Raw genomic sequence first — 22,622 nt, forward strand, 5'->3', positions numbered from 1 at the left:
GGCATAATCGCCCTCCGGTGGGTCCACCGAGCACCGCCACTCGCTTCGTACAACCCCTAACGAACCACCGTACGCTGACACACCCAAGACAATATCCAAAAGGCTTCTTGCATGCTCAAGCACACCCTCACGGCGCTGGCACTGGCCACTGGACTGACGGCAACCTCGCTGGCCGCGGCGGACTACCCCGAGCACAACATCCAGGGCATCATCCAGTGGGGCGCCGGCGGCGCCACGGACAACGTGGCCCGCAGCCTGACCCCGCACGTGGAAGAGGTGCTGGGCACCAAGATCATCCTCAACAACCGCCCCGGCGGTACCGGCGTGATCGGCATGAACGAGGTGATGCACAAACGCCCCGACGGCTACACCGTGCTCTACGGCGCCGAAAACCCGCAGCTCTATCCGATCATGGGCCTGGCCGACTTCACCTATGCCGACATGCAACCGATCAACGTCATCGCCCAGGGCCTGGTGGTGATCGCGGCTCCCGCTGACAGCCCGTTCGACAGTTTCCAGGACCTGCTCGACTACGCCCATCAGCATCCCGACGAGCTGCGCATGGGTGACACCGGAGCCGGCGGCCTGCCCAGCACGCTGCTGGCGATGATCAATGCGGTCGACAGCCTCGAGGTGCGCAGCGTCACCTTCGGCGGCGACGGCCCCGGCATCACCGCCATGCTCGGCGATCATATCGACTTCATGCCGCTGAGCCTCGCTGCGGCCAAGGAGCAGATCAAGGCCGGCCGGCTCAAGGGGCTGGCGGTGTTCACCCGCGAGCCGGTCGAGGGCCTGCCGAATACCCCGCCGATCACCCAGGCGCTGCCGAAGATCGCCGCCTACCTGCCGTGGGGGCCGTTCTGGGCCGTGGCGGTACGCAAGGATACCCCGCAGCCGATCGTCGATACCCTGAGCGACGCCTATGCCAAGGGCGTGGCCAACGAGCAGTTCCAGCGCTTCCTCTCCGACAACAGCGCCAAGTCGCTCAACCTGCGCGGTGAAAAGGCCGAGCAGTTCCTGAAACGCTGGCAGTCGGTGACCGCCTGGGCGCTGGAGAAGGCCGGCTCGGCCAAGGTCTCGCCGGAGAGCGTCGGCATTCCCAAGCCCTGATACGTGGCGTGAGCCACGCGAACCACGCGCGCCGCGCCGTCCGGTCCGCCACCGGCACGGCGCGGCCTCCCGCTGATCCCCGGCGGCGCCAGGCGCCGCCGATCTGGAGTGTCGCATGTCTCATCCTCCTTCACTGAAGGCCGGCGAGCGCGCCTTCAACCTGTTGCTGCTACTGCTCAGTGGCGGCGTGTTCTACGAGGCCTACCGCATCTCAGGCTTCGAGCTGCCCAACTCGGCGGGCGCCTTTCCGCTGCTGCTGGGGGCGATCATGATCGTCACCATGCTCTCGATCCTGCTCGGCCAGCGCCACCACCCGCGCCCCGCGGCCGGCGGTGCCCTCGGCGAGCTGCGTCAGTTCCTCGCCACCCACTTCCCGCTGCCGGTGGTGCTGTTTTCGCTGCTCGCCGTGGGCTATCTGCTGGCGCTGCCGGCGCTGGGTTTCATCGCCGCCACGGCGCTGTTCCTGCTCATCGCCCAGCTCTGCCTGCGGCGCGGCCACTGGATTAGCGCCGTGCTCGTCACCGTGCTGATCACCGCGGTGATCTATGCGCTGTTCACACTGCTATTCCAGGTCTATCTCCCCTGAGCCGCCAGCGTTTCGCCAACGAGGTTTCCCATGGGTGACACCCTCTCCTTCTTTCTGATGTCGTGGCTCGACCCGTCGCTGCTGATGCTGACCGCGGCGGGCACCCTGGCCGGTATCTACGTCGGCGCCATTCCCGGTCTCTCGGTCACCATGGCGACGTCGATTTTGATCTCCTTCACCTTCTCCTGGGACGTCAACGACGCCCTGGCGCTGATCGTCGGCATCTACACCGGCGGCGTCTACGGCGGTTCACGTACCGCGATCCTGCTCAACATTCCCGGCGCGCCCTCGTCGGTGGCCACCGCCTTCGACGGCTACCCACTGGCCCAGCAGGGCGAAGCCGGGCGCGCCATCGGCCTGAGTACGGTGATGTCGGTGATCGGCGGCCTGCTCGGCACCCTGGTGCTGGCCAGCGTCGCTCCCTATCTCTCCGACATGGCCCTCGAGTTCGCCCCGCGCGACTACTTCCTGATCGCCGCGCTGGGCCTGCTGCTGGTCGGCAGCCTGGCCGCCGAATCGCTCTCCCGCGGGATCTTCGCCGCCGCCCTGGGCGCGGTGATCGGCCTGGTCGGGCTCGATCCGGTGACCGCCGATCCGCGCTTCACCCTGGGCAGCATGCAACTGATGGGCGGTATTCACTACGTGGTGGTGATGATCGGCATGTTCGGGGTCGCCGAGGCGTTCTTCCAGCTGCACCAGCTCGACGCCACGCCGGTGCGCCAGAAGGTGGACAAAATCCTGCCGTCGCTGAGTCTGGTGCTGAAGTTTCTGCCGCTGTCGATACGCACCTCGCTGATCGGGGTGATCGTCGGCGCCCTGCCCGGCACCGGCGGCGATATCGCCTCGCTGTTCGCCTACGACCACGCCAAGCGTACGGTGAAGAAGCCGAGCAAGCCGTTCGGCGAAGGTGCCTACGAAGGTCTGGTGGCCCCGGAGACGGCCAACAATGCCGCCGTGGGTGGGGCCTATGTACCCATGCTGACGCTGGGCATGCCCGGCGACGCGGTGACCGCCATCATCATCGGGGCGCTGACCATCCACGGTCTCAACCCCGGCCCGATGCTGATGATCGAGACGCCTTACATCTTCTGGTTCACCGTGGGCAATCTGGTGCTGGCCAATCTGTTCCTGCTGCTGTTCGGGCTCACTGGCATCAAGCTCTTCGCCAAGGTGGTGGAGCTGCCCAAGGCGATCCTGATCCCGCTGATCCTGGTGCTCTGCGTGGTCGGCACCTACTCGCTCAACGGCAGCATGACCGAGGTCTACTGGATGCTCGGCTTTGGCCTGCTGGGCTACTTCATGAAGGTGTACCGCTTCCAGATGGGGCCGGTGATCCTGGGCGTGATCCTGGGCCCGCTGATGGACACCTCCTATCGCCAGGCGATGGCCTCGGTGGGCAACGACAGCGCCGCCTTCGTCAGCGGGCTGTTCACCCACCCGCTGTCACTGGTGCTGACCCTGGCGGTGCTCTTTCTGCTGCTCGGCCACTCGCCGCTCAAGCGTTTGCTGCGCCGAGAGAAGACCGCCTGACGAGACGCGACAGGTTAGAGGAGAAAGGTGTCAGCGTGCTGAACGGATGTTCGCCAGCCGAACCTTGCGTAAGATGGGGTCGTGGACACCGCCTCGCGAATAAAGGAAGAGATCGGCATGGACTCCAAGGACGAGACGCTCACCCCTGAGGATCGCGACTTCGTGACCGCCCTGGCCAGCGGGCTCGAGGTGATTCTCGCCTTCGACCAGCGCACCCCGCGCATGACGCTGAGCGAGGTCGCCGCCAAGACCGGCATGAACCGCGCCCGCGCACGGCGCTTTCTGCTCACGCTGCATGCGCTGGGCTATGTGCGCAAGCAGCAGCGCACCTTCGAGCTGGCGCCCAAGGCGCTGCAGCTGGGCTACGCCTTTCTCTCCTCCAACGGCTATCGCACGGTGATCCAGCAGCATCTGGAGGCGATCACCGAGGCCACCGGCGAGTCGTCGTCGATGGGCGTGCTCGATGGTGACGACGTGACCTACGTGGCACGCTCGGCGGCGCCGCACCGGCTGATGTCGATCTCACTGGCGGTGGGTACGCGGCTGCCGGCGGCCTACACCTCGATGGGGCGGGTGCTGCTGGCCCAGCTACCGGCGGCAGAGCGCGACGCCTTCCTGGCGCGGGTCGATCTCCAGCGCCATACCGAGCACAGCCTGATCGATAGCGCCGCGCTGCGCGATTGCCTGGCGCAGGTCCGCGAGCAGGGCTACTGCGTGGTCGACCAGGAGCTGGACTCCGGCCTGCGCTCGCTGGCGATCCCCGCCTTCGACGCCCACGGCGAGCTGATCGGCGCGCTCAACGTCAGCACCAACGCGGCGCGCGTCGAGCTATCCACGCTCACCGAGCGCTTTCTGCCGCTGCTGCGGGAGAAGGCGGCGCAGATCGCATCGCAGGTCAACTGACCCCGGCGCCGATCAGACTTGCCCCCGACGCCGCGCCGGATCATGATATTAGACTTAAGTCTAAAAACCGATCCTCTCCCCATTGTCGAGTCCTCGCCTTGAGCACCATCTTCGGCGCCATCGTACCCATCTTCATCCTGCTCGCGATCGGCTATCTGGCCGTGCTCAAGCGGGTCGTCGACAAGGCACACATCCAGGGCATGGGCCGCTACGTGATCAACATCGCGCTGCCCGCGCTGGTGATCCAGGCGCTGCTGCAGCGCCCGCTGGGCGAGGTCTTCAACGTTCCCTATCTGCTCGTCTACGGGCTGGGCTCGGGGCTCGCCTTTGCCCTCACCTTCGCTCTGGTGACACTGCGCGGCAACGCGCCGCTGGCGCGCCGGGCGATGTACGCGCTCGGCACCTCGGCCTCCAACAGCGGCTTCATCGGCTATCCGGTGGCGGTGCTGGTGGTCGGCCCCAGCGCGGGTATCGCCCTGGCGCTGAACATGCTGATCGAGAACCTGCTGGTGATTCCCACCGCGCTGGTGCTGGCGGAATTTGCGAGCCAGAATCGGGGCAGCCTGTGGGCGACCGTCCGCCCGGTGGCCCTGCGCGTTCTGCGCCATCCGCTGATTCTGGCCATCGCCGCCGGCAGCCTGCTCGCGGCGCTCGATCTGCATCCGCCGGCGCCGCTGGCGCGGGTGCTGGAGATGCTCGCGGCGTCATCGTCGCCGGTGGCGCTGTTCGTGATCGGCGGCACGCTCTGCGGGCTACGCGTACGCGGCATGGTCAAGCGGGTGACGCGCCTCGCCCTGGCCAAGCTGACCCTGCACCCGCTGTGCGTGGTGCTGATGGTGCTGCTGATACCGGGGCTCGATCCCGTGCTGGCCACCGCCGCGATCGTCTTCGCCTGCGCGCCGATGCTGTCGATGTATCCATTGCTGGGGCAGCGCTACGGCTTTGCCGAGATGGGCACCGCAGCGATGGTGATGGCCACGCTGCTCTCCGCCCTGACCCTGGCGCTGGGCATCTGGCTGTCGCATCAGTGGCTACTCGGCACGGCCTGAAACGTACCGCTCGCAATGTAACGATACCGACTGCACTCAGCCGGCTGCCTGCAGTGCGCGGTCGAGCCGCTCCCAGCCGGCCAGCGCGGTCATCCCGGTGGGCATCACCCCGAGCACGTCACTGAACACCTCCAGCGAGATCGGCCCGGCATAGCCGGTGCGCGCCAGCGCGGCGATGAAACGCTCCACCTCGAGCTCGCCCTCCCCGGGGAAGGCGCGCCGGTGGCGGCTCACCGTCTGCAGGTCCTCGCGCAGCGGCGCCGGCGCGTCGGCCAGCTGCACCAGCCCGATCCGCGATGCCGGCAGCCCGGCCAGGGTCTCCAGCGCCAGCCCCGGGGCCAGCACGTGGTAGCTGTCGAGCACCAGCGACAGCGCCGGATGATCGGCCAGTTTCACCACCTCCCACGCCTGGCGGTAGTCGTTGACATGTCGCCCCCAGCACAGCGCCTCGTAGGCGACGGTCATGCCGCGGGTGGCCGCCCGTTCGGCCAGCTCGCCCAGGCTATCGGCCGCCGCCATCAGCTCGGGGCGCGCCTCGGCCAGGGTGGTGCTGGCCGCCAGCAGCTGCGTGCCACCCAGGTCGGCAAGCGTGTCGAAGTGGCGCTCGGCGCGTTCGAGCATGCGTCGATGCGCCTCTCCGCTGAGCCCTTCGGCGTCGCGGAACGGCTGCAGGGCAACCACCGCGAGCCCGAGATCGCGGCAGTGTTCGCCGATCCGCCGCGCGCTGTGGGTGTCGCGCTGCAGATCGTCGACGAAGATCTCGACGCCGCCGAAACCCGCCCGAGCGATCGCCTCCAGCCGATTCATCAGTTCGCCGCTCAGGCACAGCGTGGCCATGGCGCGCATGCACTCTCCTCCCGTGACAGCTATTTCCAGTATTACGCAGGGCCTCCAACAGTGACACCGCCGGCACCCAGGCTATCAGCGTAGCCGCTAGCGCGGAGGTGGGCGCAAGAGTGGGCGCGGAGGTGGGCGCAGAGGCAAGCGCGGAGGTGGGCGCAAGAGTGGGCGCAGAGGCGAGCGTGGAGGTGAGCACGGTTCATACGCTGGGGGCTGATATACTGCCCGCCGCCTCGTGTCCGTACTGCCCAGGAGCCCCGCATGTCCCCTGCTCGTCCGTCGCTGGCGTGGCGTCACGCCGTCGCCGCACTCGCCGTTGTCGTCATCTTCGCGCTGCTGCTGGGCGCGGGGCTGGCGCCGCTGACCCGGGCGGCCATGGTGGTGGGCTTGGGGATCGGCCTGTGGGCCACCGGGTGGCTGCCGCAGTGGCTCACCGCGCTGGTGTTCTTCACCCTGTGCATGGCGGCCAAGGTCGCCCCCGCGGCGGTGGCCTTCTCCGGTTTCGAGTCGGCGGCGACCTGGCTGGTGTTCTCGGGCATGGTGATCGGCGCGGCGATCAATCACACCGGGCTGGGCGAGCGCGCGGCCCTGCGGCTCGGCCCCTATCTGGCTTCGGGCTATCCGCAGGCGGTGTTCGGTATCGGTCTCGCCGCACTGCTGGCGTCGTTCGTGATGCCCTCCTCGATGGGGCGCATCCTGCTGCTGACGCCGATCATGCTGACCCTGGTCGAGCGCCTGGGCTACGCGCCCGGTGATCCTGCACGCAGCGGCTTTCTACTCAGCGGTATCATGTCGAGCTTTCTGCCCGCCTTCGCCATCCTCCCGGCCAATGTGCCCAACAACGTGCTGATGGGCACCAGCGAGGCGGTTCTCGGCTTCTCGCCCAGCTACGGGCACTACTTCCTGCTCCACTTCCCGGTGCTGGGCCTGCTCAAGTGGCTACTGCTGATGGGATTGATCCTGCGCCTGTTCCCCGCCGCCGCACCGGACCCGCATCAGGCGTCATCGGCACCCGCGACAGCCCCCGAGGGGCGCCCCAATCTGATCATGATGGGGCTGCTGGCGTTCGCCGTGGTGATGTGGATGACCGACGCCTGGCACGGTATCTCGCCGGCCTGGATCGGCATGCTGGTAGCGCTGGTATGCCTCTACCCCGGTAGCGGCCTGCTGCCACCCAAGCCGCTGGCGCAGATGAACCTGGAACCGTTTCTGTATGTCGCCGGGATCGTCAGTCTCGGCGCCCTGGCCCACGCCAGCGGCGTCGGCGCCGCGCTCGCCGGCTACCTGCTGGACGTGCTGCCGCTGGCCCCCGGCGCGGATGCCGGCAACTTCGGCTGGCTTGCCGGTCTCACCACGCTGCTGGGGATGCTGGCGACGCTGCCGGGCATTCCCGCGGTGATGACCCCGCTGACACCGCAGCTGGCCGAGGTCACCGGCTGGTCGCCCCAGGCGGCGGTGATGATTCAGGTACTCGGCTTTTCGACCATCGTACTGCCGTATCAGTCGCCGCCGCTGATCGTCGGTCTGCTCGCCGCCCGGGTGAATCTGCGCCACGCCATCCGCGTCACGCTGCCGCTGGCGCTGATCACCGTCGTGCTGCTGTGGCCGCTGGACTATCTTTGGTGGCGGTGGCTGGGCGCTTTCTGACGGCGCTGACCCAACTGCACGCGGCTGCATCCAGGCGCCGCCAGCCTGCGTAAGCGCTTTCGAGGCTCGGCGAACGGCCGGCCAGCGCGAGTGATGCGCCAGAACAGGGAGAACCCGCGATGCTGATCAAGATTACCCGCCCCGGCGACCTGCGCGAGTCGGACGTCACCCCCGAGTCGGTCTACCTGTCGCGCCGGCGCTTTCTCGGCGGCCTGGCCGGGGTCGGCGCGGGCCTGGCGCTCTCCGGGCGCGCGCTGGCAGCGCCCGCGGACTACGCCGACGTGCCCGCCGGTGACCCGCCCGCCTGGCTCGCCGGCGAGATCGAGCGCGCCAAATGGGATGCAGTGGTGCCCCAGGACCCCAAGCTGGACAAGCTCACGCCCTACCAGGACGCCTCGACCTACAACAACTTCTACGAGTTCGGCACCGGCAAGGGCGACCCGTCGAAGCGCGCCGGCTCGCTCACCACCCAGCCGTGGAGCGTGGTGATCGACGGCGAGGTCGACAACGGCGGGCGCGTGGCGCTGGAGGACCTGATCACCCCGTCGCGGCTCGAAGAGCGCATCTATCGCCTGCGCTGCGTCGAGGCGTGGTCGATGGTGATCCCGTGGCTGGGGATTCCGCTGGGCGACGTGATCGCCCGCGCCAAGCCCACCGCCAAGGCCAAGTACGTGCGCTTCGAGACCCTGGTGCGGCCCCAGGAGATGCCGGGGCAGGACTCCGCCTTCGCGCTGATCGACTGGCCCTACACCGAGGGACTGCGTCTGGACGAGGCGATGCATCCGCTGACGCTGCTCGGTGTCGGCATGTACGGGCGCGAGCTGCCCAACCAGAACGGCGCCCCGCTGCGCCTGGTGGTGCCCTGGAAGTACGGCTTCAAGAGCATCAAGTCGATCGTGCGCATCTCGCTGGTGAGCGAGCAGCCGGTCAACTCGTGGCAGGCGATCGCCCCCGACGAGTACGGCTTCTATGCCAACGTCAATCCCCAGGTCGACCACCCGCGCTGGAGCCAGGCCACCGAACGGCGCCTGCCCAATAGCCTGTTCAACCCGAACATCATCGATACCCGGATGTTCAACGGCTACGCCGATCAGGTAGCGAGTCTGTATCGCGGCATGGACCTGAGGAAGCAGTTCTGATGGCCTCATCGCGCTCTACGCTGACGCTGTGGCGCGTCGCGGTCTTCTGCCTGGCCCTGGCGCCACTGCTCTACTGGAGCTATCAGGTCGCGCTCAATGCCGCCGGCCCGGAGCCCGGGCGCTACCTGCTGCTCAATATCGGCCAGGGCACACTGTGGATGCTGTTCGCCACCCTGAGCCTGACCCCGCTCGGCAAGCTCACCCGCTGGAAGGGCTTCACCCTGATCCGGCGCCAGCTGGGGCTGTGGACCCTGGCCTACGCGGTGGCTCACCTGCTCTGCTATGCGCTGTTCATTCTCGGCCTCGACCTCAGCCGGCTGGGCAGCGAGATCGTCCGCCGCCCCTATATCATCGTCGGCATGCTGGCGCTGCTGGGCCTGGTGGCGATGGGGGTGACCTCCAACCGCGCCTCGATGCGCAAGCTCGGCAAGCGCTGGAAGACACTGCACAAGGTCGTCTATCTGGTGCTGGCACTCGGCCTGCTGCACTTCTTCTGGGTGGTGCGTGCCGATCTTGGCGAGTGGAGCCTGTACGCCGCGATCGGCGCCGGCCTGATGCTGCTGCGCCTGCCGCCGGTGGCGCGCCAGCTGCCCAGGCTGCGCCAGCAGGTGAAGCGCGAGCACCGCCAGCCTGGCTGAGCCACCGTCCGCCGGCACGGCATTGCCCGGCGGCCGCGCTTGAGGCACGCTGCGTCCTGGCCGCTCGTCAGATCCCCGGACTCCCCATGCCCAGCGTCGATATCACGCTCTCTCTCAGCCTCGACCAGTGCCGAAGCTACTACGCCGGCGCGGTGGAGAGCATCCAGACCTACACCCTCGACGGGCGGCGGGTGCGCTTTCCTGCCCGCGCCCTGCATCGCCTGGTGAGCCACGACGGCGTGCACGGCCACTTTCGACTGTATTTCGATGGCCATGGGCGTTTCACCACCATCGTGCCGCTCTAATCGTACCGCTCTCGCACTGGCGGGCTCCGGTCGCCGAATGAAGCGCACAAAAAAGCCGGCCTGCCCTGAGGGCAAGCCGGCTTTTTCGCGTCGAGCGCGACGCGGGCGTGTGGGTTAGCCCACCCACACCCGCGCATTGCGGAACAGCCGCATCCAGGCGCCGTCCTGGGTCCACTCGGCGGGCCGCCAGGAGTTGGTGACCGCACGCGCGACCCGCTCCGGGTGGGGCATCATGATGGTGACGCGCCCGTCCGGCGTGGTCAGCCCGGTCACCCCGGAGGGCGAGCCGTTGGGGTTGGCCGGATAACGGGTGGTCACCTGGCCGTCGTTGTCGACGTAGCGCAGCGCGATCTGACCGCTGCCCTGCATGCCGCGCAGATGGCTGCTGTCGGCGAACAGCGCCCGGCCTTCGCCGTGGGCCACCGCCACCGGCAGGGTCGACCCGGCCATGCCGGCGAACAGGATCGAGGGGGTCTGCTCGACCTTGACCATCGACACCCGCGCCTCGAACTGCTCGGAGTGATTGCGCACGAAGCGCGGCCAGCGCTCAGCCCCGGGGATCAGCTCCTTGAGCTGCGAGAACATCTGGCAGCCGTTGCACACGCCGAGCCCAAAGGTGTCCTCGCGGGCGAAGAAGGCGGCGAACTGATCACGCGCCCGCGGGTTGTAGAGCGCCGACTTGGCCCAGCCGCCGCCGGCGCCGAGCACGTCGCCGTAGGAAAAGCCGCCACAGCCGACCAGCCCTTTCATCTCGTCGAGGGTAATGCGCCCGGCGAGGATGTCGCTCATGTGCACGTCGACCGCCTCGAAGCCGGCGCGGTCGAAGGCCGCCGCCATCTCGACGTGGCCGTTGACCCCCTGCTCGCGCAGGATGGCGACCCGCGGGCGCACGCCCTGGTTGATGAAGGGCGCGGCGACATCGTCGTCGACATCGAAGGTGGGGTTGGCGGAGAGCCCCGGATCGCGCAGATTGAGCAGGCCATCGAACTCGCTCTTGGCGCTCTCCGGGTTGTCGCGCAGCGCCTGCAGGCGGTAGCTGGTCTCCGCCCAGGTACGCTGGGCCATGGCCCGGGTGGTCTCGAGCAGCGGCTCCTCGAACAGCGTGATGCGCACCTGATCGTCGTAGCGCGGGCGCGCGATCACGCCGCAGGTGTCGATACCCGCAGCGGCGAACTGCGCCAGCACGAACTCGGTATCGCGGCGATTGACCTGGATCACCGCCCCCAGCTCCTCGGCGAACAGCGCATCCACCGCACCCACCGCGTCGTCGGTGAGCCAGTCGAGCTTGATCTCCAGCCCGCCGTGGCCGGCGAAGGCCATCTCCAGCAGGGTCACGATCAGCCCGCCGTCGCTGCGGTCGTGATAGGCCAGCAGCTTGCCGTCGGCGTTGAGGCCCTGGATGACGTTGAAGAACGCCACCAGATCCTCGGCCTCGTCGAGATCCGGGCAGACGTTGCCGACCTGGCCGTAGACCTGGGCCAGCGCCGAGCCGCCGAGGCGGTTCTGGCCACGGCCCAGATCGATCAGGATCAGATCGCTCTCGTCCTGATCGAGCCGCAGCTGCGGGGTCAGCGTCGCCAGCGCATCGGTGACCGGGGCGAAACCGGTGATATCCAGCGTCAGCGGCGCGGTGACGCTCTTGTCTTCGTCATCGGCCTGCCAGGCGGTGCGCATCGACATCGAGTCCTTGCCCACCGGCACGGCGATGCCGAGGGCCGGGCACAGCTCCATACCCACGGCATGCACGGCATCGTAGAGCGCCTGGTTCTCGCCGACATGGTCGGCGGCGCTCATCCAGTTGGCGGAGAGCTTGATATCGGAGAGCGCAGCGATCGGCGCCGCCGCCAGGTTGGTGATGGTCTCGGCCACCGCCAGACGGGCGCTCGCCGCCGGGTCGATCAGCGCCACCGGCGGGCGCTCGCCGGTGGCCATCGCCTCACCGGCGTGGGTGTCGAAGCTGGCGGTGGTGACCGCGCAGTCGGCCACCGGCACCTGCCACGGCCCGACCATCTGGTCGCGCGCCACCAGGCCGGTGATCGAGCGGTCGCCGATGGTGATCAGAAAGCTCTTCGAGGCCACCGTGGGCAGCCGCAGCACCCGGTCCAGCGCTTCGCGCAGGTCGAGATTGTCTAGCCCCAGGCCGGGCAGGTTGAGCGTGTGACGCTCGAAGCTGCGCTGCATCTTGGGCGGCTTGCCGAACAGCACGCTCATCGGCAGATCCACCGGGTCGGCCTCGAACTGGCCGTCGCGCACGCTCAGATGGTGCGCCTCGGTGGCCTCGCCGACCACCGCGTAGGGGCAGCGCTCACGCTGGCAGATGGCATCGAAAACCTCGAGCTGCTCCGGCGTCACCGCCAGCACATAGCGCTCCTGGGCTTCGTTGCACCAGATCTCCAGCGGGCTCATGCCGGGCTCGGCGTTGGGCACCGCGCGCAGATCGAACAGCCCGCCGCGGCCGCCATCCTTGACCAGCTCCGGCAGCGCATTGGAGAGCCCGCCGGCGCCGACGTCGTGGATGAAGGCGATGGGGTTGGCATCATCCAGCGCCCAGCAGCGGTCGATCACTTCCTGAGCACGGCGCTCGATCTCGGGGTTGTCGCGCTGCACCGAGGCGAAGTCGAGATCCTCGCTGGAGGACCCCGAGGCCATCGACGACGCCGCGCCGCCGCCGAGGCCGATCAGCATCGCCGGCCCGCCCATCACGATCAGCTTGGCACCGACAGGGATCTCGCCCTTGAGCACGTGGGCGTCACGCACGTTGCCGTAGCCGCCGGCCAGCATCACCGGCTTGTGGTAGCCGCGGCGTTCGATACCCGCCGCACCCACGGCGTCGAGCTCGAAGGTACGGAAGAAGCCGTTGAGGTTGGGGCGGCCGAACTCGTTGTTGAACGCCGCGCCGCCGATCGGCCCCTCGAGCATGATGTCGAGCGCCGACTGGATGCGCTCGGGCTTGCCGTAGTCGAAGGCTTCCCACGGCTGCACGAACTCAGGGATACGCAGGTTGGAGACGGTGAAGCCGGTCAGCCCCGCCTTGGGCTTGCCGCCGCGGCCGGTGGCGCCCTCGTCGCGGATCTCGCCGCCGGCACCGGTGGCCGCGCCCGGGTGCGGGGCGATCGCGGTGGGGTGATTGTGGGTCTCCACCTTCATCAGAATGTGAATCGGCTCCTGGGTCGCGGCGTAGACCTGGGTCTCGGGCGCGGGGAAGAAGCGCCCGGCGCGGCTGCCCTCGATGATGGCGGCATTGTCGCTGTAGGCCGAGAGCACCTTGTCGCTGGACTGCTCGAAGGTGTTCTTGATCATCTTGAACAGCGAGTGGCTCTGCGCCTCGCCGTCGATCACCCAGTCGGCATTGAAGATCTTGTGACGGCAGTGCTCGGAGTTGGCCTGAGCGAACATCATCAGTTCGACGTCGGTCGGGTTGCGCCCGAGCTCGCCGAAGGCCGTGACCAGATAGTCGATCTCATCGTCGGCCAGGGCCAGCCCCAGCTCGCCGTTGGCGGCGGCCAGCGCCGGGCGCCCGCCGCCGATCACGTCGACCGTGGCCAGCGGCACCGGTGCCTGCTGCGAGAACAGCTTGGCGGCATCGCTGGCATCCTGCAGCACGCTCTCGGTCATGCGGTCGTGCAGACACGCCACCAGCGCGGCAAAGGCCTCGGCCTGGGGCGCCTGGCGGAAGGTCACGCGATAGTCGATACCCCGCTCGAGACGGGCGACCTGGGTCAGACCGCAGTTGTGCGCGATATCGGTAGCCTTGGACGACCACGGCGAGATGGTGCCGATCCGCGGCACCACCAGGAAGCGATGGCCGTGGGCCGCGGCGTCGTTGCCCGCCGGCGTGGCGCGATCCGTCAGCGTGTCATGGCCATAGTCGAGCAGCCGCTCGAGGGTCTCGCGGGCGGCGGCGTCGAGATCGCCGCGATGGTCGACGAAGTGGACGTAGTGGGCTTCGAGGGTCTCGACTTCGGGCACCGCATCGCGCAGGTCGGCGAGCAGCTTGGCGTGACGGAATGCAGATAGCGCGGGAGCGCCTTGCAATTCGAGCATGGCGAGGAAAGCCTCCAGGACGGTCAGGGATCGCGTGGCTGTCTGAGCGCGGATCGATCGGGCGAATCGGGGCAGCGCGGCCGAATCAGGGCGCCATGATACTGGAAAGCGGCGCCGCTCGCTAAGCCCGCGCCGCGGGCGACGCCCAAAGCGCACACAGCGTGGCAAGCCTCTTGATTAGCGCCCGCCGAAGTCTCCGCCAGGAGATGACATCGACGCCGCAGGCGGCTATGGTGTGGCGTCACGCCGTGACCGATCCCTCCGCATGCTCCATCTCTCAAAGCGCCTGCTCTCAAAGCGCCCGCGCGCTGCGTTGACGGTACTGCTGGCACTGGCCACTCTCTTGTGTCCCGCCGAGCCGCTGCCACGCCTGGGTGACGGACTCGATCCGATCCGCCAGCGCGACTTCCTGCAGGTCGCCACCCGCAATGGGCCGATCACCTTCTATCAGGGCGGCCACGGCCCCACCGGCTTCGAGTACGAGCTGGTACGGCGCTTCGCCCATTCGCTGGGTGTCAGCCTGGCGGTCAAGAACGATAGCCGCATCAGTGATGTGCTCGACGATGTACGCCGGGGCGAGGCCGATCTCGGCGCAGCCGCGCTGACCCTCGATCAGCATCGCAGCGGGCTGCGTTACAGCCAGCCGATACTGACCCTGCAGCCACTGGTGGTCTATCGCCGCGGGCTGCCGCCGGTGCGCACCCTCGATGACCTGCTCGATCTGCGGATCGGGGTGATCGCCGGCTCCGGCAACGCCGCGGCGCTGCGCGCCCAGCAGCAGAATCTGCCCGGTCTGGGTTGGCGCGAGGCCGACGACCTGGCCATCGCCGATCTGCTGGAGATGGTCGAGCGCGACGACCTCGACGCCGCGGTGGTCTATACCCATCAGTTCAAGCTCAACCGGCTGTTCTTCCCCAACGTCGAGCGGGGCTTCGCCCTGGGCAAGCCGCTGACGCTGGCCTGGGCGTTCTCCGCCAGCCAACCCCTGGCGCTGCAGCAAGCGGCCAACCGCTTCATCGCCGCACAGCGCCGTAGCGGCGAGCTCGACGAGCTGATCGGACGCTACTTCGGCCACGACGACTATCTCGAATACGTCGGCGCACGCCTGTTCATTCGCCATGTCCGCAACCGCCTGCCGCGTTTCGTGCCCTATTTCAAGGAAGCCGCGCGGGATACCGGTTTCGACTGGCGCCTGCTCGCCGCACTCGGCTACCAGGAGTCGCACTGGCGGCCGGAAGCCACTTCGCCCACCGGGGTCCGTGGCCTGATGATGCTGACTCGCCCCACCGCCGACGAAATCGGCATCGACAACCGTCTCGACCCGCGTCAGAGCGTCGACGGCGGCGCGCGCTACCTTCGCCACGTGCGCGACCGGCTGGACGCGTCTATCCCCGAGCCCGACCGCACCTGGATGGCGCTGGCGGCCTACAACGTGGGGCTTGGCCACCTCTTCGATGCCCGTGACATCGCCGCCCAGCGCGGCGGCGATCCCGACCGCTGGATCGACGTACGCGAGGCACTGCCGCTGCTGCAACAGCGCGAGTGGTATTCGCAAGCCAACCATGGGTATGCTCGGGGCGGGGAGCCGGTGATCTACGTGCGTAACGTGCGCCGCTATTACGAGATATTGAAGTACGTCAATCGCAGTCAGCAGCAATTCGACCAGTTGGGTCAACGCACCCTGGACAGCGACACCATGACGCCGCTGGAGATCGTCGCGCCGCTGATGTAACGCTTGGCAGGACCGGTCACTCGCGCTGGCCGCGTCTCTAGGAGTCGTTGATCGCCTATGCCCTTGGTGTCCCGTCTGATGCTCTATCTGAGCCTACCGCTTATCGCCTGGGCACTCTGGTCGGGGGGCGATCCCGCCCAACACTGGATACTGGCACCGCTGCTGGGTCTACTGGCGCTGGGCCAGTGGCTCACTTGGCGCAGCGGGCTCGTGCTCAGCCGCTGGCTACTGATCCCCACTGCGCTGGTGACCCTCGGCATTATCGCCAGCTTCATGCTCAGCGAGAGCTGGATAGCCACCGCCACCTGGCAGAGCTGGCTCGACCGCCTGCCGGGGAACTGGACGCTCTATCAGATGCGCCCCTCGCCGCTGGCGCTGGCCGCGCTGTTCACGCTGATGCTCAACCTGCTGCTGCTCAGCCGGCTGGGGCTGGGTTCGCCGGCCCTGCTACTGCTCGTCGCCGGCTGCACGGCGCTGTTGAGCGCGCGTTCGCTGCTGCCCGCCCCGCCCCACGCGAGCGCGCTGATCGGGGCGCCGCCTGAACTGGTGGCAGCACTGTGGCTGCTCTGGGGCGGCCAGCTGGCGCGCCTGGTCGCACCGTTGCTGCGCTACTGGCAGCGTATCCTGCCACCGCTGGCGATCGCTGGCACGATCATGCTGGTCGTGCTGTTCGGCTGGCAGCAGCAGCGCCAGAACGACAATGACCGGCTGTTCGCCCAAGTCGCCAACGACGGTGATCGCATCGCCACCCTGCTGGCCACGGAAACCGAGGCCCACCTCAAGGCGATGCGCCGTTTCGCCAGCTTCTGGGACATGCTCGGGAAGATTCCCACAAGCGACGAGTGGGCGCGCCAGGCCAAGCTTTACTACGAGGATTTCGGTTACTTTCGCAACATCGCCTTCATCGATCGCGACGGCAAGGTGCTGCGCATCTATCCGCTGCGCGGCAATCTGTCGCTGATCGGGCTCAATCTTTACCGCCACCAGCTCGAGACCAATGCGGTACTCGACCGGCCGCTGGTCTACGGCATCGAGGGGCAGACCGGGATCATCGACTTCCTGCAGGGCGGGCGCGGTGTGATCAGCTATCTGCCGGTTCGCGATAGCGCCGATGGCGAGCTGCTGGGGGCGGTGGGTATGGTGGTCAGTGTCGACAACCTGCTCAGGTCGCTGCTGCGCCAGACCCACAGCCGCGACCGCGCGATCATGCTGCTCGACCACCAGCAGGTCTACTTCCATGGCGGCCCGCTGGCCAACCTCTCGGACTGGCGCTACCAGCGCCCGGTGCAGATAGGCGCCGACACCCTGACGCTCAGCGTACAGCCCGATCTCGATCTGCTGCTGCGCCAGCGCGATCGAGTGCCGGAGATCACCCTGGTGTTCGGCCTGGTGCTCGCCTATCTGGTCTACATGGTTCTCTACGTCTATCGCCGGCTGGCCCAGCAGCATCGCCTCGCCAGCCAGGCCAACGACTCGCTGCGCCACGAAATCGCCCAGCGCGAGCGACTGCAGGGCGAGATCGAATGGCTTGCACGCCACGACGAGCTGACCCAACTGCCCAACCGCCGCCAGTTGATGAACTGGCTGGAAGAGCACCAGCAGGCACTGCCGCTGGCGCTGATGATCTGCGACCTGGATCACTTCAAGCGTATCAACGATCATTTCGGCCACCTCACCGGGGACCGCTACCTGGCCACCCTGGCCGAGAGCTGCCGCGCAACGATCGAGGCCGCCGGGGGGATCTTCGCGCGCTACGGCGGCGAGGAGTTCGTCGCCTGCGTGCCCCACTGCGACCGCCAGCAGGCCAAGCGTCTGGCCGAGACTCTGCGTCAGGCGCTGGCCGCGAGTGAACTGGTGCAGCCCGACGGCCAGCCGGTGACCCTGAGCATCGGCGTCAGCGTGACGAGCGGCGGCCCGCTGCAGCGCGAGGCGCTGTTCCAGGCCGCCGACGAGTCGCTCTATCGGGCCAAGCAGAATGGCCGCGACCGGGTGGAGATGGACGGACTGGTACTCTGAATTGGTACTATGAGTCGCCCGCCCGACGGGCCTGGAAGAAGCCCTTGAGCAGGCGCCGCGAGGGCGCCGCCAGCACCCCGCCGCGCACCTCGATACGGTGGTTGAACCAGGGCTGGGCGAACAGGTTGGCGCGGGACTCGGCCATGCCGCCCTTGGGCTCGGCGGCGGCATAGACCAGACGCGCCAGGCGCGCATGAATCATCGCGCCGGTACACATCAGGCAAGGCTCCAGGGTGACGAACAGGCTGCAGCCGTCGAGGCGGTAGTTGCCCTGTGTGAGACTGGCGTCGCGCAGGGCCTGGACCTCGGCGTGGGCGGTGGGGTCGTGGCTGGCGATGGGGCGATTGTAGCCGCGCCCGATCACCTCGCCGGCGGCATCGACCACCACCGCGCCGATCGGCACCTCGCCCGCCGCCAGTGCCAGTTGCGCCTGCTCCAGCGCCCGATGCATGTAGAATTCGTCACTCTGGGTCATGCGCTGCCCGCTCGTTGGATCGTCCTGGCCGCGCGCCCGGGCGGGCACGTCAGCCGTCATTTACTGCACGCAAGGATACGCGAATGAGCCAAGCGTTGGATGATCTCGTCGCCCTGCTGGGTCTCGAGGCTCTCGAAGAGAATCTGTTCCGTGGCCAGAGCCAGGATCTGGGCCTGCCACAGCTGTTCGGTGGTCAGGCGCTGGGGCAGTCGGCCGCCGCCGCCACCCGCACCGTGCCCGAGGATCGTTACCTGCACTCGCTGCACGGCTACTTCCTGCGCCGCGGCGACGCCGCCTTGCCGGTGGTCTACTCGGTCGACCGCGTGCGTGACGGCGGCAGTTTCACCACCCGCCGCGTCACCGCGATCCAGAAAGGCCAGCCGATCTTCTTCTGCAGCGCCTCGTTCCAGGGGCGTGAGGAGGGCATCCACCATCAGCCGAGCGCCCCCGAGGTCGAGCATCCCGAGGCGCTGCTGGCGCGTGGCGAAGCGGTGCATCAGCGCTTTCGCAACCATCCGGTGGAGTTCATCACCGTCGAGGAGCGCCATGATTGCCCGCCGTCGCGGATGATCTGGTTCCGTCTCGCCGGTGGGCAACTGCCCGCCGACCCGGCCCTGCACCGCTATCTGCTCGCCTACGGCTCGGACTTCAATCTGCTGCTGACCAGCCTGCTGCCCCATGACGTGACCCTCGGCGACCCGCGGCTGCGCATCGCCAGCCTCGATCACGCGCTGTGGATCCACGAGGACCCCAAGCTCGACGACTGGCTGCTCTATGTGATGGAGAGCCCCTGGGCAGGCGGGGCACGCGGTTTTGCCCGCGGCAGTTTCTACGACACCCAGGGGCGTCTGATCGCCTCCACCGCGCAAGAGGGCATGGTGCGGGTCGGCGGAGACTGAAGCTCGGCTTGACTGAAACGCAAAAGCGCGCGACCCGAAGGCCGCGCGCTTGGCACGCTCACGCTATCCGAGTACGGGTCGCGTGGCGGCTCTGGCCTTAGGCCAGAGCCAGAACTAGAGCCAGGCGATCAGGCCGCCTCGGCATCCTTGAGCGAGGCCATGTCGATGACGAAGCGGTACTTGACGTCACCTTTCTGCATGCGCTCCCACGCCTCGTTGATCTGATCGATATTGATCATCTCGACGTCGCAGGTGATGCCGTGCTCGGCGCAGAAGTCGAGCACTTCCTGGGTTTCCGGCATGCCACCGATCAGCGAACCCGCGAGCACACGGCGACGGAACACTAGGTTGGCACCGGAGACCGCCGGGTCGATCGGCTCCAGCAGCCCCACCAGGATATGCGTGCCGTCCGGCTTGAGCGCTTCCAGGTAGGGGTTGATGTCGTGCTGTACCGGCACCGTGTCGAGCATGAAGTCGAAGGTCTCGGCGACCGCCTGCATCTCTTCTTCGCTGGTGGAGATGACCACGTGGTCGGCGCCCTGCTTCTTGGCCTCGAACTTCTTCGACTCGGAGCGGGTGAACAGGGTCACCTCGGCGCCCAGCGCCTTGGCCAGCTTGACACCCATGTGGCCCAGGCCACCCATGCCGATCACGCCGACCTTGTCACCCGGCTTGACGCCATAGTGCTTGAGCGGCGAGTAGGTGGTGATGCCGGCGCACAGGATCGGCGCCGCGGACTTCAGGTCGAGGCCTTCAGGCATGCGCACCACGAAACGCTCGCTGACCACCACCTTGTCCGAATAGCCGCCCTGGGTCAGGGTGCCGTCGTGCTTGTCGGGGCTGCCGTAGGTCATCACGAAACCTTCGGCGCAGTAGTTCTCCAGGCCGTCCTGGCACGCCTTGCACTCGCGGCAGGAGTCGACCATGCAGCCGACGCCGACCAGATCACCGACCTGGTACTGGCTGACATCGTCGCCGACGGCGGTGACGCGACCCACGATCTCGTGGCCCGGAATCACCGGATAGGAGGCCATGCCCCAGTCGTCGCGGGCGAAGTGCAGATCGCTGTGGCAGACGCCGCAGTAGAGGATCTCGATGGAGACATCGTCGGGACGCGGAGCGCGGCGCTCGAAGTTCCAAAGCTGCAGCGGCGCGCTGTCGGAGTGGGCGGCATAGCCTTTGGCCGGGGTCTTCTCGCTCATGGGAAAGCTCCTTTTCCGGGGTCGCTCTCGACCCGTGAATGACGGCGCAGAGTGTGGTCCATCGCGCGCCACGCTGCCATGCTCGATCCTGCCGAAGGTCTGCCGGATTCTGCTTAGGGAAAGTCGATTTCGGCACGTCATTCGTAACATTCGTGCACAATACCCTGAAAGCTAACTACACTTAACCTCCCGGACGACCATCATTCGGCCCGCCGGGCCAGCAGATACCGCAGCGCAGGGGACTTGCCGATGCTAGACACACGCTCACCACTGCTCGATCGCGCGCCCACCGCGCCGGCCGGCGCCAAGCCAAGCGCAGCGGTCTCCGCGCGCCGGCTGGCCGAAGCGATCACACCGCTGGTCAACGACGAGGGGTTCATCGACACCGCGGTGGAGGGAGTACGCCTGATCGCCTCACGCTGTAGCTATCCGCGTACGCCGCTGATCTACGAACCGGGCATTTTCGTCATCGCCCAGGGCGACAAGATCGGCTATCTGGGCGAACGCGTGATCCACTACGGGCCGGGCAACTATCTGGTCCAGGCGCTGCCGATGCCGTTCGAGTGCGAGACGCGCACCCCCGAGAACGCGCCGATGCTGGGGATCAATATCGCCTTCGATCCGCTCACCCTCAGCGAGCTGGTGCAGCAGCTTCCCGCCCCGGGGCGCGAACTCGGCGATCCGGCACCGATGGCCGCAGTGGCGCTGGATGCGACCATGGAGGCGTGCGTGCTGCGCCTGATCGACTGCCTCGGCGATGCCACCGAGAGCCGGGTGCTCGGCCCGGGGCGCGTCAGGGAGGTACTGTTCGCCGCGCTGCGCGGGCCCCAGGGCGCCTCGCTGCGTCAGCTGGTGCAGCGTCAGGGCCAGTACGCGCGGATCATCGATGCCCTGACCTATCTACACCGCCACTTCGCCAGCCCGCTGACGGTGGAAGCCCTGGCCGCCCAGGCCAACATGAGTGCCTCGCACTTTCATCACCACTTCAAGCGCACCACGCAGCAGTCGCCGCTGCAGTACCTCAAGCGCCTGCGTCTGCTCAAGGCACGGGCGCTGCTCGGCCAGCAGCGCATGAACGTGGCCCGCGCCGCCAGCGAGGTGGGCTATCGCAGCACCTCCCAGTTCAGCCGCGAGTACAAGCGCTACTTCGGCGTCAGCCCCTCCCGCGGATGAGTCGCGGGGCCGGGGTCAGAGGCCGGCCAGGCCACGCACCAGGTAGTAGCCGCCGACCACGGTGACGATCCAGCGCGTCCAGGTACGAAAGCCGCCGTCACTCAGGCGGTTGAGGATCAGATTGCCGCTGCGCGTGCCGAGAAAGGCAAGCGGCAGCCCCAGCAGCACCCAGCCCCACTCTTGTGCGCCCATGGCCGCCGCGGCCTGCCAGTAGAAGACGATCTTCAGCGAGTGCGCGATCACCTGGATCGACGCCTTGCTCGCGACCACCGTGCGGCGGTCGAGATGGGTACGGATGAAGCCGATATCGATGGTCGGCCCCGACACCCCCACGGCGATGGTCAGGCCACCGGAAACCACGCCGCAGAGCACCGCGTGCCCGGGGCGCGAGACATCCAGATGGAACCAGCGCTTGGGGATCCACACCAGCACCGGCATCAGTCCGAGCACGATCAGCACCACCGTCTCGCTGGGGTGATAGCGCACCAGCGCCAGTGCCACTGCGGCGATCACCACCCCGACGGCGATACCGCCGACGATGCGCCAGTCGATGAAGTGCCGCGACAGCCACGCCCGCGAGGCGTTGGCGGAGAGCTGGATCACCCCGTGTACGGCGATTGCCGTGGCCGCCGGCAGCCAGGCGAGCAGAAAGCCGAGCAGGATCAGCCCGCCGGCCATACCGAACACACCGGAGAGCACCGAAGTAGCGAAGACCACGCCCAGGAACAGCAGAGAAATGGGTAGGGTCATGAAGGGTCTATACTCCAAAAATAGTCCTGCCCCGGCCCGGCCTCGCGCGCCGGCAGTTGTTCACTGAACTGAAGGATGATCCGCATGCCCTGCCCCACCCGCTCGCAGCACCCACTTTGCCGATTCCCGCTGGCGTCGCTGGCCATCGCCGTGACGGCGTCGCTGGCCCTCACCTCACTCTCCGCCCAGGCCTCGAGCCCCGCGTCCTGGGAAGACCAGACCCGCGACGTAATCGCCCAGTGCACCGACGCCAGCCAGTTCTCGGACGCTGAGCCGGCGGGCGCGCCGGTGCTGTTCGACGACGAAGCAGGCACCACCGCCCTGCTGCTTAAGGGCCACTACCCGCAGCAGCACATGAACGGACGTGAGGGACAGGAGCTCTGCCTCTACCTGCGCGCCAGTCAGGAGGTCTTCATCGCTCCGGCCGACAAGCTCACTGCGGGCCCGGATGCTCTGCCCGACGCGCCGACGGACACCACTGACGACTCCGGCAAGAGCGGTGGCGCCGGGGGCAACGACACGGCAACCGACGATGCCGCGACCGCACCCACAGACAGCAATGAGAAGGCGCCCTGAGAGGCCCG

General features: G+C 67.7%; 19 protein-coding genes. 14 read left to right on the forward strand and 5 right to left on the reverse strand.

Features of this window, described 5'->3' with window-relative positions:
* Positions 1-111: 111 nt before the first annotated feature.
* The 5 genes from J0A90_RS15810 (at position 112) to J0A90_RS15830 (ending at position 5,178) form a co-directional block, all read left to right on the forward strand.
* A complete protein-coding gene (locus tag J0A90_RS15810; RefSeq protein WP_207034234.1) occupies positions 112-1,110 on the forward strand; it encodes a tripartite tricarboxylate transporter substrate binding protein in 999 nt (332 codons plus the stop codon).
* 115 nt (positions 1,111-1,225) lie between these two features.
* Positions 1,226-1,696, forward strand: coding sequence for a tripartite tricarboxylate transporter TctB family protein (locus J0A90_RS15815; RefSeq protein ID WP_207034236.1), 471 nt, complete (start codon positions 1,226-1,228; stop codon positions 1,694-1,696).
* 30 nt (positions 1,697-1,726) lie between these two features.
* Entirely contained in the window at positions 1,727-3,226 is a 1,500-nt protein-coding gene (locus J0A90_RS15820; RefSeq protein ID WP_207034239.1) for a tripartite tricarboxylate transporter permease, read from the forward strand.
* Positions 3,227-3,343: 117 nt separating this feature from the next.
* Positions 3,344-4,129: an IclR family transcriptional regulator C-terminal domain-containing protein gene (locus J0A90_RS15825; RefSeq protein WP_207034241.1), complete on the forward strand. Its 786-nt coding sequence runs from the start codon at positions 3,344-3,346 to the stop codon at positions 4,127-4,129.
* A gap of 98 nt (positions 4,130-4,227) precedes the next feature.
* On the forward strand, positions 4,228-5,178 hold the full coding sequence (locus J0A90_RS15830; protein WP_207034244.1) for an AEC family transporter: 951 nt from the start codon (positions 4,228-4,230) through the stop codon (positions 5,176-5,178).
* A 36-nt stretch (positions 5,179-5,214) separates the two neighbouring features.
* Here J0A90_RS15830 and J0A90_RS15835 read toward each other — a convergent pair whose 3' ends face one another.
* Entirely contained in the window at positions 5,215-6,024 is an 810-nt protein-coding gene (locus tag J0A90_RS15835; RefSeq protein WP_207034246.1) for a sugar phosphate isomerase/epimerase, read from the reverse strand.
* Positions 6,025-6,279: 255 nt separating this feature from the next.
* Here J0A90_RS15835 and J0A90_RS15840 point away from each other — a divergent pair, with 255 nt between their 5' ends.
* The 4 genes from J0A90_RS15840 to J0A90_RS15855 all read left to right on the forward strand — a co-directional run bounded on the left by J0A90_RS15840 (position 6,280) and on the right by J0A90_RS15855 (position 9,747).
* Entirely contained in the window at positions 6,280-7,665 is a 1,386-nt protein-coding gene (locus J0A90_RS15840; protein WP_207034249.1) for an SLC13 family permease, read from the forward strand.
* A gap of 119 nt (positions 7,666-7,784) precedes the next feature.
* Positions 7,785-8,804, forward strand: coding sequence for a protein-methionine-sulfoxide reductase catalytic subunit MsrP (msrP, locus tag J0A90_RS15845; RefSeq protein WP_207034251.1), 1,020 nt, complete (start codon positions 7,785-7,787; stop codon positions 8,802-8,804).
* Positions 8,804-9,442, forward strand: coding sequence for a protein-methionine-sulfoxide reductase heme-binding subunit MsrQ (msrQ, locus tag J0A90_RS15850; protein WP_207034254.1), 639 nt, complete (start codon positions 8,804-8,806; stop codon positions 9,440-9,442). Before msrP ends, msrQ begins: the two co-directional genes overlap by 1 nt.
* Before the next feature lie 86 nt (positions 9,443-9,528).
* The gene (locus J0A90_RS15855; protein ID WP_035475858.1) at positions 9,529-9,747 is read left to right on the forward strand and encodes a DUF2835 family protein; all 219 of its coding nucleotides are present in this window, start codon (positions 9,529-9,531) and stop codon (positions 9,745-9,747) included.
* A 114-nt stretch (positions 9,748-9,861) separates the two neighbouring features.
* Here J0A90_RS15855 and purL read toward each other — a convergent pair whose 3' ends face one another.
* Entirely contained in the window at positions 9,862-13,791 is a 3,930-nt protein-coding gene (purL, locus tag J0A90_RS15860) for a phosphoribosylformylglycinamidine synthase (protein ID WP_207034258.1), read from the reverse strand.
* A gap of 265 nt (positions 13,792-14,056) precedes the next feature.
* Between purL and mltF the strand changes: the two genes are divergently transcribed.
* Together mltF and J0A90_RS15870 are read left to right on the forward strand one after the other, a co-directional pair.
* A complete protein-coding gene (gene mltF, locus J0A90_RS15865; RefSeq protein WP_207034262.1) occupies positions 14,057-15,523 on the forward strand; it encodes a membrane-bound lytic murein transglycosylase MltF in 1,467 nt (488 codons plus the stop codon).
* A gap of 57 nt (positions 15,524-15,580) precedes the next feature.
* Positions 15,581-17,539 carry a diguanylate cyclase domain-containing protein gene (locus J0A90_RS15870; RefSeq protein WP_207034265.1) on the forward strand — a complete coding sequence of 653 codons (1,959 nt, stop codon included), beginning with the start codon at positions 15,581-15,583 and terminating at the stop codon, positions 17,537-17,539.
* 7 nt (positions 17,540-17,546) lie between these two features.
* Here the strand turns inward: J0A90_RS15870 and tadA are convergent, their stop codons facing one another.
* Entirely contained in the window at positions 17,547-18,014 is a 468-nt protein-coding gene (gene tadA / locus J0A90_RS15875) for a tRNA adenosine(34) deaminase TadA (RefSeq protein WP_207034268.1), read from the reverse strand.
* A gap of 83 nt (positions 18,015-18,097) precedes the next feature.
* On the opposite strand from tadA, the gene J0A90_RS15880 reads away from it, so the two are divergent.
* Positions 18,098-18,913: an acyl-CoA thioesterase II gene (locus J0A90_RS15880; RefSeq protein WP_207034271.1), complete on the forward strand. Its 816-nt coding sequence runs from the start codon at positions 18,098-18,100 to the stop codon at positions 18,911-18,913.
* Positions 18,914-19,041: 128 nt separating this feature from the next.
* Here the strand turns inward: J0A90_RS15880 and J0A90_RS15885 are convergent, their stop codons facing one another.
* The gene (locus J0A90_RS15885; RefSeq protein WP_207034273.1) at positions 19,042-20,115 is read right to left on the reverse strand and encodes an NAD(P)-dependent alcohol dehydrogenase; all 1,074 of its coding nucleotides are present in this window, start codon (positions 20,113-20,115) and stop codon (positions 19,042-19,044) included.
* A 249-nt stretch (positions 20,116-20,364) separates the two neighbouring features.
* Here J0A90_RS15885 and J0A90_RS15890 point away from each other — a divergent pair, with 249 nt between their 5' ends.
* Positions 20,365-21,288, forward strand: a complete 924-nt coding sequence (locus J0A90_RS15890) for an AraC family transcriptional regulator (RefSeq protein WP_207034276.1) — start codon at positions 20,365-20,367, stop codon at positions 21,286-21,288.
* 15 nt (positions 21,289-21,303) lie between these two features.
* On the opposite strand, the gene J0A90_RS15895 is transcribed toward J0A90_RS15890, so the two are convergent.
* Positions 21,304-22,038, reverse strand: a complete 735-nt coding sequence (locus J0A90_RS15895) for a TSUP family transporter (RefSeq protein WP_207034280.1) — start codon at positions 22,036-22,038, stop codon at positions 21,304-21,306.
* An 84-nt stretch (positions 22,039-22,122) separates the two neighbouring features.
* Between J0A90_RS15895 and J0A90_RS15900 the strand changes: the two genes are divergently transcribed.
* On the forward strand, positions 22,123-22,614 hold the full coding sequence (locus tag J0A90_RS15900) for a hypothetical protein (protein WP_207034282.1): 492 nt from the start codon (positions 22,123-22,125) through the stop codon (positions 22,612-22,614).
* Positions 22,615-22,622: the final 8 nt, after the last annotated feature.

Origin of the sequence: Salinicola sp. DM10, assembly GCF_017306975.2 — a bacterium.
Taxonomy (GTDB): Bacteria; Pseudomonadota; Gammaproteobacteria; order Pseudomonadales; family Halomonadaceae; genus Salinicola.

Excerpts from the sequence above, each read along its gene's own strand:
- J0A90_RS15810 (WP_207034234.1), top strand. The coding sequence starts at position 112 with ATGCTCAAGCACACCCTCACGGCGCTGGCACTGGCCACTGGACTGACG.
- J0A90_RS15815 (WP_207034236.1), top strand. The coding sequence starts at position 1,226 with ATGTCTCATCCTCCTTCACTGAAGGCCGGCGAGCGCGCCTTCAACCTG.
- J0A90_RS15820 (WP_207034239.1), top strand. The coding sequence starts at position 1,727 with ATGGGTGACACCCTCTCCTTCTTTCTGATGTCGTGGCTCGACCCGTCG.
- J0A90_RS15825 (WP_207034241.1), top strand. The coding sequence starts at position 3,344 with ATGGACTCCAAGGACGAGACGCTCACCCCTGAGGATCGCGACTTCGTG.
- J0A90_RS15835 (WP_207034246.1), bottom strand. The coding sequence starts at position 6,024 with ATGCGCGCCATGGCCACGCTGTGCCTGAGCGGCGAACTGATGAATCGG.
- J0A90_RS15840 (WP_207034249.1), top strand. The coding sequence starts at position 6,280 with ATGTCCCCTGCTCGTCCGTCGCTGGCGTGGCGTCACGCCGTCGCCGCA.
- msrP (WP_207034251.1), top strand. The coding sequence starts at position 7,785 with ATGCTGATCAAGATTACCCGCCCCGGCGACCTGCGCGAGTCGGACGTC.
- msrQ (WP_207034254.1), top strand. The coding sequence starts at position 8,804 with ATGGCCTCATCGCGCTCTACGCTGACGCTGTGGCGCGTCGCGGTCTTC.
- J0A90_RS15855 (WP_035475858.1), top strand. The coding sequence starts at position 9,529 with ATGCCCAGCGTCGATATCACGCTCTCTCTCAGCCTCGACCAGTGCCGA.
- purL (WP_207034258.1), bottom strand. The coding sequence starts at position 13,791 with ATGCTCGAATTGCAAGGCGCTCCCGCGCTATCTGCATTCCGTCACGCC.
- mltF (WP_207034262.1), top strand. The coding sequence starts at position 14,057 with ATGCTCCATCTCTCAAAGCGCCTGCTCTCAAAGCGCCCGCGCGCTGCG.
- J0A90_RS15870 (WP_207034265.1), top strand. The coding sequence starts at position 15,581 with ATGCCCTTGGTGTCCCGTCTGATGCTCTATCTGAGCCTACCGCTTATC.
- tadA (WP_207034268.1), bottom strand. The coding sequence starts at position 18,014 with ATGACCCAGAGTGACGAATTCTACATGCATCGGGCGCTGGAGCAGGCG.
- J0A90_RS15880 (WP_207034271.1), top strand. The coding sequence starts at position 18,098 with ATGAGCCAAGCGTTGGATGATCTCGTCGCCCTGCTGGGTCTCGAGGCT.
- J0A90_RS15885 (WP_207034273.1), bottom strand. The coding sequence starts at position 20,115 with ATGAGCGAGAAGACCCCGGCCAAAGGCTATGCCGCCCACTCCGACAGC.
- J0A90_RS15890 (WP_207034276.1), top strand. The coding sequence starts at position 20,365 with ATGCTAGACACACGCTCACCACTGCTCGATCGCGCGCCCACCGCGCCG.
- J0A90_RS15895 (WP_207034280.1), bottom strand. The coding sequence starts at position 22,038 with ATGACCCTACCCATTTCTCTGCTGTTCCTGGGCGTGGTCTTCGCTACT.
- J0A90_RS15900 (WP_207034282.1), top strand. The coding sequence starts at position 22,123 with ATGCCCTGCCCCACCCGCTCGCAGCACCCACTTTGCCGATTCCCGCTG.